Source organism: Mesorhizobium atlanticum (assembly GCF_003289965.1).
GTDB lineage: Bacteria > Pseudomonadota > Alphaproteobacteria > Rhizobiales > Rhizobiaceae > Mesorhizobium > Mesorhizobium atlanticum.
Window position 1 is genome coordinate 870,242 of the sequence record NZ_QMBQ01000002.1, and the last position, 15,455, is coordinate 885,696.

Annotated in this window: 16 protein-coding genes; 4 read left to right on the top strand and 12 right to left on the bottom strand. The window is 64.5% G+C overall.

Going from position 1 to position 15,455, the window contains the following annotated elements; translation table 11 throughout:
• Nucleotides 1–4 precede the first annotated feature (4 nt).
• The 11 genes from DPM35_RS09230 to DPM35_RS09280 all read right to left on the bottom strand — a co-directional run bounded on the left by DPM35_RS09230 (nucleotide 5) and on the right by DPM35_RS09280 (nucleotide 9,963).
• On the bottom strand, nucleotides 5–1,084 hold the full coding sequence (locus tag DPM35_RS09230; protein WP_112126934.1) for an amino acid ABC transporter permease: 1,080 nt from the start codon (nucleotides 1,082–1,084) through the stop codon (nucleotides 5–7).
• A gap of 3 nt (nucleotides 1,085–1,087) precedes the next feature.
• Nucleotides 1,088–2,251, bottom strand: coding sequence for an ABC transporter permease subunit (locus DPM35_RS09235; RefSeq protein WP_112126935.1), 1,164 nt, complete (start codon nucleotides 2,249–2,251; stop codon nucleotides 1,088–1,090).
• A gap of 81 nt (nucleotides 2,252–2,332) precedes the next feature.
• Nucleotides 2,333–3,367 (bottom strand): amino acid ABC transporter substrate-binding protein, encoded by a 1,035-nt coding sequence (locus DPM35_RS09240; protein WP_112126936.1) that lies wholly within the window; start codon nucleotides 3,365–3,367, stop codon nucleotides 2,333–2,335.
• 89 nt (nucleotides 3,368–3,456) lie between these two features.
• Nucleotides 3,457–4,404, bottom strand: a complete 948-nt coding sequence (locus tag DPM35_RS09245; RefSeq protein ID WP_112126937.1) for a LysR substrate-binding domain-containing protein — start codon at nucleotides 4,402–4,404, stop codon at nucleotides 3,457–3,459.
• A gap of 82 nt (nucleotides 4,405–4,486) precedes the next feature.
• Nucleotides 4,487–5,236 carry an SDR family NAD(P)-dependent oxidoreductase gene (locus tag DPM35_RS09250; RefSeq protein ID WP_112126938.1) on the bottom strand — a complete coding sequence of 250 codons (750 nt, stop codon included), beginning with the start codon at nucleotides 5,234–5,236 and terminating at the stop codon, nucleotides 4,487–4,489.
• Between the two features lie 11 nt (nucleotides 5,237–5,247).
• Entirely contained in the window at nucleotides 5,248–5,958 is a 711-nt protein-coding gene (locus DPM35_RS09255) for an SDR family oxidoreductase (RefSeq protein WP_112126939.1), read from the bottom strand.
• A gap of 296 nt (nucleotides 5,959–6,254) precedes the next feature.
• A complete protein-coding gene (locus DPM35_RS09260) occupies nucleotides 6,255–7,043 on the bottom strand; it encodes a FadR/GntR family transcriptional regulator (protein WP_112126940.1) in 789 nt (262 codons plus the stop codon).
• Nucleotides 7,044–7,098: 55 nt separating this feature from the next.
• Nucleotides 7,099–7,446, bottom strand: coding sequence for a RidA family protein (locus DPM35_RS09265; RefSeq protein ID WP_112126941.1), 348 nt, complete (start codon nucleotides 7,444–7,446; stop codon nucleotides 7,099–7,101).
• A gap of 10 nt (nucleotides 7,447–7,456) precedes the next feature.
• Entirely contained in the window at nucleotides 7,457–8,263 is an 807-nt protein-coding gene (locus tag DPM35_RS09270) for an SDR family NAD(P)-dependent oxidoreductase (RefSeq protein ID WP_112126942.1), read from the bottom strand.
• Nucleotides 8,256–9,068 (bottom strand): shikimate dehydrogenase family protein, encoded by an 813-nt coding sequence (locus tag DPM35_RS09275; protein ID WP_112126943.1) that lies wholly within the window; start codon nucleotides 9,066–9,068, stop codon nucleotides 8,256–8,258. Before DPM35_RS09275 ends, DPM35_RS09270 begins: the two co-directional genes overlap by 8 nt.
• A gap of 4 nt (nucleotides 9,069–9,072) precedes the next feature.
• Nucleotides 9,073–9,963, bottom strand: coding sequence for a 2-hydroxy-3-oxopropionate reductase (locus tag DPM35_RS09280; protein WP_112126944.1), 891 nt, complete (start codon nucleotides 9,961–9,963; stop codon nucleotides 9,073–9,075).
• 112 nt (nucleotides 9,964–10,075) lie between these two features.
• On the opposite strand from DPM35_RS09280, the gene DPM35_RS09285 reads away from it, so the two are divergent.
• The gene (locus tag DPM35_RS09285) at nucleotides 10,076–10,840 is read left to right on the top strand and encodes an HpcH/HpaI aldolase family protein (RefSeq protein WP_112126945.1); all 765 of its coding nucleotides are present in this window, start codon (nucleotides 10,076–10,078) and stop codon (nucleotides 10,838–10,840) included.
• Nucleotides 10,841–10,848: 8 nt separating this feature from the next.
• The gene (locus tag DPM35_RS09290) at nucleotides 10,849–12,066 is read left to right on the top strand and encodes an NAD(P)/FAD-dependent oxidoreductase (protein WP_112126946.1); all 1,218 of its coding nucleotides are present in this window, start codon (nucleotides 10,849–10,851) and stop codon (nucleotides 12,064–12,066) included.
• A 49-nt stretch (nucleotides 12,067–12,115) separates the two neighbouring features.
• Here DPM35_RS09290 and DPM35_RS09295 read toward each other — a convergent pair whose 3' ends face one another.
• Nucleotides 12,116–13,075, bottom strand: coding sequence for a dihydrodipicolinate synthase family protein (locus DPM35_RS09295; RefSeq protein WP_112126947.1), 960 nt, complete (start codon nucleotides 13,073–13,075; stop codon nucleotides 12,116–12,118).
• A gap of 94 nt (nucleotides 13,076–13,169) precedes the next feature.
• On the opposite strand from DPM35_RS09295, the gene DPM35_RS09300 reads away from it, so the two are divergent.
• Complete coding sequence (locus DPM35_RS09300; protein ID WP_112127128.1) at nucleotides 13,170–14,210, top strand: proline racemase family protein; 1,041 nt, start codon at nucleotides 13,170–13,172, stop codon at nucleotides 14,208–14,210.
• A gap of 216 nt (nucleotides 14,211–14,426) precedes the next feature.
• Entirely contained in the window at nucleotides 14,427–15,419 is a 993-nt protein-coding gene (gene ftsZ, locus DPM35_RS09305; RefSeq protein ID WP_112126948.1) for a cell division protein FtsZ, read from the top strand.
• Nucleotides 15,420–15,455 lie beyond the last annotated feature (36 nt).

Sequence of the window (15,455 nt, forward strand, 5' to 3'; positions counted from 1 at the left end):
CTCCCTACCGTTCGCCGACGGCCATGCGGCGCTCGAGGAAGGCGCCGTAGCGGGACAGGCTGAAGACGAAGACGAAATAGATGAAAGCGATGAAGGCATAGACCTCGACATAGGCAAAGCGCCATTCGCCGGTGCCGTAGGCGGCGTTGCCGGAGGCCAGGATCTCGAAGAAGCCGACGATGACCACCAGCGAGGTTTCCTTGAATGAGATCACGAACTGGTTGATCGTCGCCGGCAAGGCATTGCGCATGGCCTGCGGCAACAGGATGCGGCCGATGCGCTGCCAATAGCTCATGCCGAGCGCCATGGCGGCCTCTTCCTGTCCCGCCGGTACGCCCTGCATGCCGCCGCGCACGATCTCCGCCTGATAGGCGGAGAAGAACAGCGCCGATCCAAAGATCACCCTGTATAGCTTGTCGCCGACCAGCCATTGCGGCAGCGCGAATGGCAGGACGATGGCAAAGGTGAACAGGATCGAGATCAGCGGCAGGGAGCGGACCCCATCGATGACGATGCCGGTGGTTCGCGATATCCACGGCAGTTCCGAGCGGCGAAGCAGGGCCAGGCAGATCGCCAAGGGGAAGCCGATCAAACAGGTGGTGATGAATATGAAGAGGGTGAGCGCCAGGCCACCCCAGGCTTCCTCGCCGACATAGAGCAGACCGAGCACGCCGCCCTTCATCAGCAGGTAGTAGAGGGTAGTCCCGGCGCCCCAGACGAGCGCGATGCGGCGACCGGTCCAGAAGGCGGGAATGCAGCTCAGCGCCGTCATCACAACGACGGCGACGCATGCCAGCGCCGAGCGCCACTGCTCCTCGAAGGGATAAAGGCCGAAGAGGATGATGCGCCACCTTGCCGCGATGACCGACCAGCAGGCACCGGCCGCCGCCTGGCACGCCTCGGGTCCGCCGCTCGTTGTGAACACGGCCGAGAAGACAGCCCAGTCGAGTAGCTTCCAGACGATGAAAGCCATGATCGCCAGGGAGATCAGCGACAGCAACGCCTGAAGCGGCGTTGCGAAGAAGCGGCGCTTGAGGTTCTCGAGCCTGCCCGGGGCAGGGGGAGCGACAACGACCATCTCCATCTCTCATCCCCTCAGCTGGTTGCCCTTGAGCGCGATGGCTTTGTTGATGCGGTTGAACACCGCGGCGAGGCTGAGATTGATGGCGAGGAAGCCTGCCATCAGGATGCCGATCGCTTCCAGCGTCTGGCCGGAATGGTTGATCGTCAGCGCCACGATCATGAAGAAATCGGTGAAGCCGACGGCAATGCCCATCGTGGTTGCCTTCATCAGCCAGACATACTGGTTGGCGAGGATAGGCAGCATGGCGCGCAGCGCCAGCGGCAGCCTGACCAGGGTGAAAACGCGCCAGGGGCTCAAGCCCAGCGAAAGGGCTGCCTCCATCTGGCCCTTGCCGACCGCCTTGAAGCCGCCACGCACGATCTCGGCGATGTAGGAACCGCCATAGATGGCGATGGCGATCGCCAGCGCGGAAAACTCCGGCGGGATGCGCAGGCCGCCCTTCAGATTGAGGCCCTGCAAGGCAGGGAAGTCGAGCAGCGGCAAATCCGGCAAGCGGCCAAGCGCCAGGATGACGGCGGCCGTGGTCAGCGCCGTCGCCGCGGCGGCCAGTTGAATGCCGAGCCGCTCGCCGAATGGTTGGCTAAGGCGCGAGGTCCGGCCTATCCAGATCGGAAGCGCGATTGCCGCGATCACGGCAAGTATCGCCGCCGCGAAGGCTATGCCCCCGACATTGGGGAACGGGACGTAGAGGCCGCGGCTGGTCAAGAACATGCCTAAGGCTTCATGCGCGGCGCGCGGCGTCGGAAGGTGCGTGATGATGGCGTACCAGAAGAAGACCTGCAGGATCAGCGGGATGTTGCGGAAGATGTCGACATAGGTGCGGCCGAGAAGTTGCGCCAGTTCGTTCGACGAAGTGCGCGCCAGGCCGACGATGGTTCCGACGAGCGTCGCCAGCACCAACCCGACGCTGCCCAGGAACAGCGTGTTGATGATGCCGATGAGGAAGAACCACCAATAGGGATCGTTGGCCGTGGCGGGGAGCAGCGAGAAGTTCACGTCCCAGCCCGTCGATTTGTAGAGGAAGTCGAAGCCCGAGGTGATCCCTTGCTCCGCGAGGTTGCGCCGCGCGATGACGATGCCGGCCAGCACAAGGGCGGCGAGCGAACCGACATAGAGGACCTGCAACAGCGCGTTGCGGACCTTCTGATTTCTCAGCAGGCTGACCATCGACCGATCTTTCTCGAATTGCCGCCGGCTCCGCCCGGCGCAAGCCAGGCGGAGCCCAGGGTGGTTACCTTTGGATGTGGGTCAGTCGATCACCAGCGGGAACAGGACGCCGCCATTGTTCCACAGATTGGTGAGCTCGCGATCCATCTTGTAGGGCGAGTCCTTGCCGAGATCGCGATCGAAGATCTCGCCGTAGTTGCCGACCTTCTTGATGACGTTGTAGGCCCAGTCGTCGGAGAGCCCGAGACCCTTGCCCATGCCGGGCGTGACGCCGAGGAACTTCGCCACCTGCGGCGAGGTCGGCTTGGCCTTGATCTCGTCGACATTCTTGGAGGTGATGCCTTCCTGCTCGGCGAAGACCAGGGTGCTCAGCGTCCAGTTGGCGATGTCGACCCAATTGTCGTCGCCCTGGCGCATGATCATCACTTCGGGCTCGACCGCCAGCACGTCGGGCAGGATCACATGGTCCTCGACCTTGCTCTTGGCGATGCGGGCGATGGCCAGCGTCGGACCCCACTGCGCATAGAGGTCGCAGCGGCCGGAGAAATAGGCCTGTTCGAGCTCCTCGGTCTTTTCGATCAGCACCGGCTCGAGCTTGATGCCGAGCTTCTGCGCGTAGGCGGCAACCTGCTGCTCCTGCGAGGTGCCGGCGGGGATGCAGATCGTGCCGCCATTGGCGTCCTTGAGCGACTTCAGATTGAGCTCCTTATGCGCCATCACCTTGGTCGTGCCGAGGTAGTAGGAATTGGAGAATTGCAGGCCGAGCTCGGTGTCGCGGCCGAGCGTGCCGCCCGAGGCCTTGATGATGATGTCGATATCGCCCGACTGAAGCGAGGGCCAGCGCTGCGCCCAGCTGATCGGCACGACCTTCAGCTTCGCCGGGTCGCCGAACACGGCGGTCGCCACCGCCTTGCAAAGGTCGATGTCCATCCCCTTCCAGTTGCCCTTGTCGTCCACCTCGGCAAAGCCGAGATAGGAGCCGTCATGACCGGTGCAGTTGAGCACGCCGCGCGCCTTGACGGCTTCGAGCGTCTTGCCGCCGGCAGCCTGCGCCGGCGCAGCCAGATGCACGAAACCCAGGGCCATGGCGGCGGCCCCCCATTTGATCATTTTCATGTTTATCGTCTCCACTGTTGAGGTTGTTCCGTTTCTTGTTGTTGGAGCCCCGCAGGATGGCTTTCGGGACCCGGTCTCGAAGCCGCTTCTCAGTCGGAAAGCGGGGTCGGTTTCGGCAGGGAAATCTTGAGGTCGCTTCGCCAGTCTTGCTGGGCCAGCCATCGATGAAGCGCGGCCACGGCCTTGACGCGCAGATGTCCCCGCGGGACCACAAGGTAGAAGCCGGGGACTTCCTCCGGCCTCATATCGGCAATGGCGTCGCGGCCGATCGGCGCGACCAGCGCGCCGGAGCGGAAGTCCTCCTCGGCGTCGATCACGGAGACCAGGCCCACGCCGATGCCTTGCAGGGTCGCCCGGCGCATCGTCGCCGCGTCGTCGAAGCTGACGCTGCGGTCGCCGTCGGTCAGCTCCACGCCCAGGTGCCGCAATATGTCCGGCCACAGTCGCTTCGACTTTACGGTGTCGAGCAGCGTGAAGCGTGTCAGGTCCTGCGCCGATTTGATCTTCTCGCCGATCGCCGGCGTGCAGCAGATGATCTTCGGGTCCGGCACCAGGAGTGTCACCTCGTAGTCGGGCCAGTTGCCGTAGCCCCACTGCACCGTCATATCGATGTCGTCGCGACCGAAGTCGGGTAGGTCGACCATCGTCGTCAGGCGCAGATCGGCGCCTGGCAGTATCTCGCGGAAGAGCGACAGCCTCGGCAGCAGGTAATGCGTGGCGAAGTATGGACTGGCGTTGAGGTTGATGCGGTCCCGGTAGTTCGACTTGGTGACGCGGCGAACGCCCTCGGAAAATTCGTCGAAGCCGGCTTTGACGTAGTGCGAAAGAAGGATCGCCGACTCGGTCAGTTCGATCGAGCGGCCCTTGCGCTCGAACAGCGTCACCTGCAGCGTGTCTTCCAGAAGCTTGATCTGCTGGCCGACGGCCTGCGGCGTGACCAGAAGCTCGTCGGCCGCCTGCCTGAAACTCTTGTGCTGCGCGACGGCGTGGAAGACGCGAAGCGCATTGAGCGAAGGAAGGCGAAGCTTGCCGCTCATCGTAAATCCGCCTCCCTTCCGTTCGAGACGCCGTTGATCATGCACTGCCGAACCTCAACAGCCGCTGGCTGCCGCAACGATTCTAGGCGTAGATGTAACCACCTGAAACAATTACGTTTTCGCCGGTCATATAGGTGTTCTTCGGACCTCCGGTCATCAGCACCCATTCGGCAATCTCGGTCGGCTCGGCGCCGCGACCGAGCGGGCTTGCCTTGGCCAGTTCCTCCAGGAAGCCAAGGGCCTTTGCCTTCTCGGTAGCCATGCCGGCCGGCGCCACGGAGTTCACCAGGATGCCGTCCCTGGCGACGTGATGCGCGAAGGACCGCGTCAGGCTGACGACGGCTGCCTTGGTCGCGGCATAATGGGCGTTCTGGGGATGCGCCTTGAAGGCGTCGACCGAGGTCAGATTGACGATGCGGCCGCGCACCTGGGCTTTCGGTTCCTGTGCCTGCATATGCCGGACGGCCGCCACCATCATGTGGTAGGTGCCTTTGATGTTGATGCCGTTCGAGGCGTCCCACTCGGTATCGGTGATCTCGAGGAGCGGGCGGCGCGGATAGATAGCGGCGCAATTGATCAGCGTGTCGACGCGCCCGAGCTTGGCCACGATGGCATCGAAGGCGGCGTGGCATTGCGGGCCCACTTGGATGTCGCATGCGGCAGCCGCTGTCGGCAGGCCTTTGGCCTTTGCCGCCTCGAGCGCGCTCTCCGCCGCTTCCTGATTGATGTCGATGATGCCGATCTTTGCCGCCCCGGCCTCGACAGCCATCTTGGCCAGGAGCGCGCCGAGGCCGGCGCCGCCGCCAACGATCAGAACGGAAAGATCCTTCATTCCAATATCCCTTACTTGGTGCCGCTCGGCGAGGTCGGCCATGTCGGCATGATGTCGAAACGGGTGACGTCGGCCCATGCCGGCAGCGCGAGCACGGCGACGACCATTCTGGCCACGTCATCGGGTTGCACCACTTTGCTGGCGTACATGGCTGCGCGCGCCTTGGCGTCGAGGATGTCCTGGTAGAGCTGCGTCTCGACACGGCCGGCGACGATCTCGGTGACGCGTATGCCGGACGGGGAAAGGTCGGCGCGCAGTGCGCCGGCAAAGCCGGAGATCGCGGCCTTGGTGGCCGCGTAGACGGCAATGTTGGAGAATGCCGCGTGGCCCGCGATGGAGCCGGTGAACAAGATGTGACCCGACTGCCGTTCGCGCATCTGCGGCACGACGAGGCGGGTGAGCAGGATCGCGGCGCTGAGGTTCACCTCCAGCGCAGCGTCGATGTCGGCGATCTTCATGTCGGCGAAATTGCCGAGCGGCGGCATGATGCCGGCATTGTTGATCAGCACATCGATGGTGAGATCCGCCAGCACCGATTCCAGCGCCTCGCGGTCGGTGACGTCGACGGCAATCGGCAGGATGCCCGGACGCTCGGCTTGCAACTCCTTGAGCGCGGCCTGGCTGCGGCCGACCGCATAGACGTCGTAGCCGGCGTCGCTGAGCGCGATCGCCATCGCCCGTCCTATGCCGCTCGTCGCTCCGGTGATGAAGGCTGTCGTCACTTGGGCTTTCCCATTTGCGGCTTCCCCATTTGCCTGGATTTCAGTGTGCGGCGCGGGCCGGCGTCGCGAAACCAAGAAAACCAGCAAAAAGGAAAGATAAACTTTCGAAAGCCTTGCGGCCGGTTGGAATATTCCGGCATGCCCGTGCGCCAGCGAACGCGGCCGGGCCCAAGGAAAACAACGCGTTCAGCGCGCGAGAAGGGGTTCTCGGCCGCAGATTGAGAAAAAACACGGCTTTCGCAAACGGCCGGCGGCGGGCGGGGCGGCGCAGGCGAACGCCATTGAAGCCGGCGGACCTATCCCACTGTCGGCAAGGGCTTCTTCAGCTCGGTGAAAAGCGAGGCGGCGGCGGCTTTCTGTTCTGCTTCGGTCGCCTCGATGCCCGAGGCTTTGGCCAGCGCGCGCACGCGTCCCAAGCTGTTCTGCAGATGCTTGCGCATGGCCTGGCGGGCCTTGCCTCCGTCCTGCCTTTCGATAGCGTCGACGATGGCTTTGTGCTCGCCGTGGATGCGCGCGTAATAACTGTCCTTGAGCGCGGGCGCGACGACATAGCCGAGCTGGAATCGCGGCACGATCATCGGGCCGAGATAGCTCAAGAAGCCGTGGATGAATTCATTGCGCGCGGCCTTGGCGATCGCGAGGTGGAAGTCGTAGTCGTAGTGGATCTGGACGGCGGCGGGATCCGGGTGCCGGGCGTCGATCTCATCCATCATGGCGCGGATGTCGCGCGCCTCCTTGTCGGTTCGCCGTTCCGCGCAGAGACCGGCGGATTCGACTTCGACACTCAGCCTCAGTTCCAGCAGGGCAATGGTTTCGGGCAGCGTCCTGAGCGTCTCGTCCGGTATCGAAAAATTGCGCGGTGTCGGCGTCTCGCTGACGAACATGCCGCGCCCCTGCTGCGGCACCACCATGCCTTCGGAGCGCAATCGCGCAACTGCTTCGCGCACGACCGTGCGGCTGACATCGTATTCGGCGCAAAGCTCCGCCTCGGTCGGCAGTTGCGCGCCGGGGAGCAGCGATCCGGAGCGGATCTTTTCGGACAGGCTCTCAGCCACAATGGTGGAAAGCGGCTTGCGCTTCGTCATTCAGGGCTTCCGTTCGAGTTCAGATTCGGGATGATGCCCGAACCGGCAGGACCATTCAAACCGCAGCGGTGACGATCAACTCCACCAGCATTCCGGGCTTGGCCATGCGGCCTTCGCCAGAGGACCGCGCCGGTGCGTGCTCCTTCGGCATCCAGCTGTCCCAGACCGTGTTGACCTCGTCAAAATCGCGCACGTCGTCCAGCCACATCTGGACGTGGAGAATGCGGGTCTTGTCCGTGCCTGCCTTGGCGAGCAGCGCGTCGATCTTGCCGAGCACCTCGCGCATCTGGTCTGCCGCGGACTGGCCCGGCCGCGCGACCTGGCCGGTCAGGTAGAGCGTCCCGTTGTGGATGACGCCGTGATGGATGCGGGTGTCGAAGTCGAAGCGCTGGATCTCGCTCACTGTCTCTCTCTCAAATTGCCGGCGTCTGCCGGATGGGATTGCCTTGCAAATATTGCGCGTAGGGCGCCTGGACGAGCCAACCGGCATCGACCGGAAGCGTGACGCCGGTGATCGAAGCGGCGCGGTCGGAACAGAGGAACAGGGCCGCCTCCGCGACATCGCGCGGTTCGACGAAGCGGCGCAGCGCGGTCGTGGCCTGGATCGCATCGGGGTTGCGCTCGCCCTTGGCGATCTTCGCCTTCAATCCGTCCGACAGCGTGTAGCCGGGCGCCACGGCGTTGACGCGAATGCCATGCGGCCCGAGCTCGGCAGCCAGCATTTGCGTCAGCGCCAGCACCGCATGCTTGCCCGGCGTGTAGGCCGGCAGCGAGAGCGGCGCGAAAGAGGCAAGCGAGCCGACATTGAGGATTGCGCCCCGCTGGGCCGCCGACATCAGCCGGCCGAACACCTGGCAGCCAAGCAGCGTGCCGCGATAGTTGATGCGCCACATCCGCTCGTCTTCGTCGAGATCCTGGTCGAGCACATGCTTGCCGCTCTGCAGGATCCCGGCACAGTTGACCGCGACATGCGGCGTGCCGAACGCGCTTACGACTTCGGCGGCCAGAGCCTCGACGGAAGAGGGGGCGGCGACGTCGGTCTGCACGAAGAGCGCGCGCGGCGCGCCGGCGCTCTCGCAGGCGCCGGCCGCTTCCTTGCCCCGAACAGCATCGCGACCGGCGACGACCACCTGATAGCCGTCCTCCGCGAAGCGTTCGGCGATCGCGCGCCCGATGCCGGACGTGCCGCCGATGACGACCGCGGTCTTGGCGTCAGCCATTGCGGCGATCCTTCCGCTCGATGTCGAAGAATTCGGCCATCGCCTCGACCTGGAAATCCATCATCGGGCGCCCGGGCTGGATGCGGCAGCCGATCGCCTTGGCCGCCTTAAGCAGCGCCGTCTCGGCCGGCTCCATGATGATGTCGACCACGGTCATCTCCGGCGTCAGCTTGCTCACATCCATCGGCAGCGGATCGCCGGGTTTGAGGCCGGACGGCGTGGCGTTGATCGCCATATCCATGCCCGACGGATCGGGTTCTCCGACCTCGATGCGGCAGCTGGGAAAAGTCCTGCTGACCAGCGAAGCCAGTCTTTGCGCGCGTTCCTTGTCGAGATCGGCCAGACGGATTTCCGCCGCGCCTGCCTCGGCAAGGCAATAGGTCAGCGAGGCGCCCGCGCCGCCGGCGCCGACCTGGAGGATGCGCTTGCCCGCGATCTGGTGTCCGCCCGCCTTCAGCCCCTCGATGAAGCCGACGCCGTCAAAATTGTCGGCATACCAGGTGCCGTCCACCTGTCGGCGCACCGAGTTTGCGCTCTGCACGCGCGCGGCCCGATCATGGGCGGCGGCGCATTTGTGGAAGACCGGGACCTTGTAGGGCACCGAGATGATCACGCCCCTGATGTTCTCCGCCGCCGTGATGCCGGCCCAGAACGTGTCGAAATCCTCCGGACGGCAGCTCAGCGGCACCATCAGGCTGTCGAGCCCTTTCTGCTCGAAGATCTCGTTGAAGATGCCAGGGCTTTTGGCATGACCCACGGGATGGGCCAGCATGACGAACACATCGGCCTTGCCGGTTCCGCGCATCGGTCTATTCCTTTCCATTTGACAGTTCATGGTCGCTGAGGATTTCGAGAGCCCGAACGAGCGATGAGTGGTCAGCCTCCGCGCCGCCTGGGCGGGCGGAACAGGCATTCATCAGCTGTTGGGCCGTTGCCGTGCCCGGCAGCGCAACGCCGAGCGTGCGGGCGCTTTCCAGCGCGAGATTGAGATCCTTCTGATGCAGCCGGACGCGAAAACCCGGCGCGAAGGTGCGGGCGATCATGCGCTCGCCATGCACGTCAAGCACGCGGGACGAGGCGAAGCCGCCCATCAGCGCTGCACGCACCCGCGCCGGGTCGCAGCCCGCTTTGCTTGCAAAAACAAGCGCTTCGGCGACGGCTTCGATGTTGAGCGCCACGATGATCTGATTGGCAATCTTGCAGGTCTGGCCGGCACCGTTGTTTTCGCCGATGAGGGTGATGTTCTTGCCGAGCTTCTCGAAGATCGGCATCGCGCGCTCGAACTCGGCGCCCGGACCGCCGACCATGATGGTGAGGCTAGCCGCCTTGGCGCCGACCTCGCCGCCGGAGACCGGCGCGTCGAGATAGCCGACGCCGGCCGCCCTGAACTTCGCTGCGAATTCGGCCGTGGCGATCGGGCTGATCGAGCTCATGTCGACGACCAGCTTGCCGGTTGAGATCCCTTCGAGCACGCCGCCCGGGCCGATCAGGACGCGCCCGACGTCGGGCGTGTCGGGCAACATGGTGATGACGATCTCGGATGCCCGCGCGACCTCGGCAGGGGAGGCGACCACCGATGCCTTCAGATATTTCGGAAGGGGCGAGCGATTGAGCACCGTGACGATCTCGTGGCCAGCGTCGGCGAGATGCCGCGCCATCGGCGCGCCCATGACGCCAAGTCCGATGAAACCAATTTTCATAGGCAAACTCCCGTGCGCCGTCGGAGCGCCTTGCAGCCCAAGTAAGGCGTATGATATAGGACATCATACAAATTTCAACGTGTCATCCTTCCGAACTGGAGAGCGATCGCAAATGCAGGAGCGCGTCAATTCGCTGAAGGCGACCATCCAGGCCGGCCGGGCTCATATCGGCCTCTGGTGTTCGCTGGCCTCGGCGCTTACCACCGAAGTCGTAGCAGGCTCGGGGGCGGGCTGGCTGCTGATCGACGGCGAGCACAGCCCTAACGACCTGCGCAGCATCATGGCGCAGCTCCAGGTCGCGGCGGCGTTTCCTTGCGAAGCCGTGGTGCGACTGCCATCGGACGACGCGAATCTCATCAAGCAGGCGCTGGACGTCGGCGCCCGCAGCCTGATGATCCCGAATGTGCGCACGGCCGAGCAGGCACGCGCCATCGTCGCCGCGATGACCTATGCACCGGGCGGGTTTCGCGGCTTCTCGGTCGGCCACCGCGCCAACGCCTTCGGTCGGATCGCCGGCTATCACGCCACGGCGCGCGAGCAGCAGCTGCTTGCCGTTCAGGTCGAGGACGGGACCGGTGTCACCAATGCCGCCGAAATAGCGGCGGTGGATGGTGTAGACGTTCTCTTCGTGGGGCCGGGCGACCTTTCCACGAATATGGGCGCGATGGGCAATCCCGGCGCCACACATGTGCAGGAAGCGATATCGGCGGTGCGCAAGGCTGCCGCCTCGGCGGGCAGGGCAAGCGGAATTCTGGCTCCCGTGAAGGCCGACGCGCACCGCTACCTCGCCGACGGCTTCACCATGGTCGCCGTCGGCTCCGATCTCGGCCTGCTGGCGCGGGGTTCGGACGCGCTGATCGCCTCGTTCAACCGGTAGGAAAAGTCATGGCAATCCCCTTTTACAAAGCACCGTCGCGCAACGCCTATGACATCGTCATCGTCGGCGGCGCGGTCATCGGCTCCTCGACAGCCTATTGGTTGAGCCAGGCGCTGGGCAATCGCGCCTCGATCCTCGTGGTCGAGCGTGATTCAAGCTACCAGTTCTCTTCGACCGCGCTTTCCACCAGCGCGATCCGCCAGCAATATTCCAATCCGATCAATGTGAAGATCAGCCAGTTCGGCATCGAGATCATCCGCGGTTTTCGGGAGCGGATGGCCCCGTTCTACGCGAACGAGCCAGCCCCCGATCTCGGCTTCAAGGAGCACGGATATCTCTATTGCTGCTCGCCCGAGGGCGTGGAAGCGGCGCGTGAACGGGTCGAGTTGCAGCGCAGCCTCGGCGCACACACGGTGTTCCTCAAGCCGGGCCCGCTGAAGGAACGCTTCCCCTGGCTCAATGTCGACGACCTCGGCGGCGGCTCGTGGGGTTCGCGGGACGAAGGCTGGTTCGATTCCATGGGGTTGCTGAACGGCTTCCGCCGCGCGGCACGCGCCAGCGGCGCCGAATATATCGACAATGCCGTGACGGGATTGGATCTAGCCGACGGGCGGGTCGTCTCGGTGCGGCTGGCGACCGGCGAGACGGTGGCCTGCGGCACGCTGGTCAACGCTGCCGGCCCGCGTGCGCAGCAGGTCGCGGCCATGGCCGGTCTCTCCATCCCGGTCGCGCCCTACAAGCGCTACAGCTTCGTCTTCGCCAGCGCCAATCCGATCCCGGGCCGCATGCCGAACGTCATCGATCTCTCCGGGACATTCGTGCGTCCGGAAGGCGAGCTCTTCCTCACGGGCAATACGCCGCAGGGCGACGGACCGGCCGACTATGACGACTTCGAGATGCATTTCGAGGAATTCGACGACTATATCTGGCCGGCGCTCTGGCACCGCATCCCGGCCTTCGACGCGCTGAAAGTTCAGACAAGCTGGACCGGCCACTACGAATACAACATGCTCGACCACAACGGCATCGTCGGCTTCCACCCGGAGGTGAGAAACTTCATGTTTGCCAACGGCTTCTCAGGCCACGGCCTGCAGCAGTCGCCGGCGGTCGGCAGGGCGGTGTCGGAACTCATCGTCCACGGCGCCTTCCAGACGCTCGATCTGTCGCCCTTCTGCTACGAGCGCGTGCCACGCAATGAGCCGTTCCTCGAAGAAGCGGTGATCTAAGTAGGGGCCGCCAGATTTGGATTTGGCTGGCGGCCTCAGGTCCGCGAGTTCAGGCCGCGTATCTCGCCATCACCGGCTGTCTCGACCACTGGGCGTACCAGGTGTCGAAGAGCTTGAGCTGCGCCTCGGCAAAGCCGCGCTGGCTGTCGGTCAAGGCATCGGTCTCGTTGAAGTGCAGCCTGTATTCCGGGCTGCCCTTGAGCACCATCATGTGCTTGAAATAGAGCACCAGGTCCGGACCCTCGTCGAAGGAGGACAGCACTGCGAGCGCGGCATCGAGCTCCTGCGCCAACCGGCGCGCCTCGGCGTCGCCCTTCGCCGCCGCCTGGCTGAGCCCTACCAGATGCAGCACTTCCTTGGGCAGCACATTGCCAATGCCGGTGATGGCGCCTGAAGCACCGCAATTGACGAAACCGTGGAAGACGGCGGTGTCGACGCCGATCATCAGCGCGACCTCGTCGTCGCGGCTGGTGATGTTTTCCGCCGCGTAGCGCAGATCCGACGGGCCGCCGAATTCCTTGAAGCCGACCAGGTTCGGATGTTCGGCGCGCAGCGCGAAGAAGAGGTCGGCGCGCGTGGCAAAGCCGTAATAGGGGCTGTTGTAGATAACCGCCGGCAGGTCGGGCGCGGCGGCAAGGATCGCCTTGAAATGATGGCGCTGCGCCGTGACCGACGGACCGCGCGACAGAACGCGCGGGATCACCATCAGGCCGCGCGCGCCGACCTTCTGGGCATGCGCGGCATGGGCCACGGCGCTGGCCGTGTTGACGGCACCGGTGCCGACGATCACCGGCACGCCGGCCTTCACCAGGCGCTCGACGCCTTGCATGCGCTGCTCGTCGGTCAGCAGTGGCCAGTCGCCCATCGAGCCGCAATAGACCACGGCCGACATGCCAGCGGCGATCAGTTCCTTACCCTTGCGCACCAGCGCGTCGAAGTCGGGAAGCCGGTCACTGGTGCAAGGCGTCATCAGCGCCGGCATGCAGCCGGAAAAAACATTGGCGGTCATTTCGGATTCTCCTTGAGGCTGGCACGCACATTGGCCAGTTTGTCCCGCAAAGAACCGCTTGCCAAGCGGATAGTCGCGGCCACAGGGAGTGATCATGCGTACCAAAGCCAGCATTCGTGTCGTCGGCTGCCATGCCGAGGGTGAGATCGGCGACGTCATCGTCGGCGGCGTGCTGCCGCCGGCAGGCCGCACGATGATGGAAAAGATGATCACGATGGAGCGCGACCACGATCACGTAAGGCGCATGCTGATCTGCGAACCGCGCGGCAGCGTTGCCCGGCATGTCAATCTCCTGGTGCCCTCGACGCGTGAGGATTGCGCCGCCGGCGCGATCATCATGGAGCCGACGGAATACCCGCCCATGTCCGGCTCCAACACGATCTGCGTCGCCACCGTGCTGCTCGAGACCGGCATGGTGCCGATGCAGGAGCCGGAGACACGCTTCAAGTTGGATATGCCGGGCGGCGTCATCGAGGTGCGTGCCGAATGCCGAGACGGCAAATGCCTGTCGATCACCTTCCGCAACGCTCCCGCCTTCGCCGAACGCCTCGACGCGGCTATCGAGGTCGAGGGGCTGGGAACTCTGAAGGTCGATATCGCCTATGGCGGCATGTTCTACGCGATCGTCGACGCCAAGGCGCTCGGCTTCTCGGTCACGCCCGACGAGGCCCGGGAGATTGCCGTGGCCGGCGAGAAGGTGCGCCGCGCCGCGCGCGAGCAGCTCGATGTCGTTCATCCTGAGTTTGACAATGTGCGCGGCGTGTCGATCGTGCAGTTCGCCATGCCGTTCCAGGGACCGGGCAAGGTCACGCGCAACACCTGCATCGTCTCGCCCGGGCGCTCCGATCGCAGCCCGACGGGAACCGGCACCTCGGCACGCATGGCCGTGCTGCAGGCGCGTGGCCTGATGAGCGTCGGCGACGTCCTGATCCATGAATCGATCATCGGCTCGCGCTTCACCGGCAAGATCCTCGAACTCACCGATGTCGCCGGGCGCAAGGCGATCGTGCCGCAAATCGCCGGCCGCGCCTGGATCACGGGCGAGCACAATTACTATCTCGATCCGACGGATCCGTATCCGCAAGGCTACGTGCTGTCGGACACATGGGGCACCTCGACCTCTGTGAAGCAGTAGAACGTCCTGCAACGGCCTCGCCTGGAGCACTCAGGCACCGGAAGCTTTCTGTTCGAACGCAGGGCATCGCGCTTGCATATGTTCGGCGGACCTTGCAGGGAGGCGCCCGCTCTGATTCCCTGCAGGTGGTGGGGATCACCTGATTCGTGTGCTCGTTGCTCCGGTTCGCATCGCCGTGCGGCGGAGCAGCAGGCGCTATCGTAGAAAGATGAAAAAATGACCGCCAAGCCGGAAATCCTGGAGATGAGACCCAAGATCACCGTCGTCGGCGTCGGCGGCGCCGGCGGCAACGCCGTCAACAACATGATCGCCGAGGGGCTGCAGGGCGTCGAGTTCGTCGTCGCCAACACCGACGCTCAGGCCCTCACCATGTCGAAGTCGTCGCGGCTGATCCAATTGGGCGCTCATGTGACCGAGGGTCTGGGCGCGGGATCGCTGCCCCAGGTCGGAAGTGCGGCCGCGGAGGAATCCATCGATGAGATCATGGATCATCTGGCGGGAACGCATATGTGCTTCATCACCGCCGGCATGGGGGGCGGCACCGGGACGGGTGCGGCGCCCGTGATTGCGCGTGCCGCGCGCGATGCCGGCATTTTGACGGTGGCCGTCGTCACCAAGCCTTTCGTCTTTGAAGGCAAGCGCAGGACGCAGGCCGCGGAGGAGGGGATAGAACGCCTGCGCGAGAGCGCCGACACCGTGATCGTCATCCCGAACCAGAACCTCTTCAGGGTCGCCGACGCCAAGACCACCTTCGCCGACGCCTTCGCCATGGCGGACCGCGTTCTCTACGCTGGTGTCGGCTGCATTACCGATCTCATCGTCAAGGAAGGGCTGATCAATCTCGATTTCGCTGACGTGAAGTCGGTGATGCGGGACATGGGCCCGGCGATGATGGGAACGGGCGAGGCCTCAGGTGAGGGACGTGCAAGGACGGCAGCAGAGGCGGCGATCGCCAATCCGCTGCTGGACGAAGCGTCGATGACGGGCGCCAGGGGCCTGCTTGTGTCGATCAGCGGCGGCATGGACATGACGTTGTTCGAGGTCGATGAGGCCGCGACGAGGATACGCGAAGAGGTCGACGCCGATGCCGACATCATCGTCGGCGCCATCTTCGATCAGGCATTGGCCGGCAAGTTCCGTGTGTCGGTCGTCGCGACGGGATTGCGCAAGAGCGCGAGCGTGATGCAGTTCGAGCAGAGGATCGCCTAACGCCACCGCGATCCTCAGCAGCGCCGATGGGCCCGG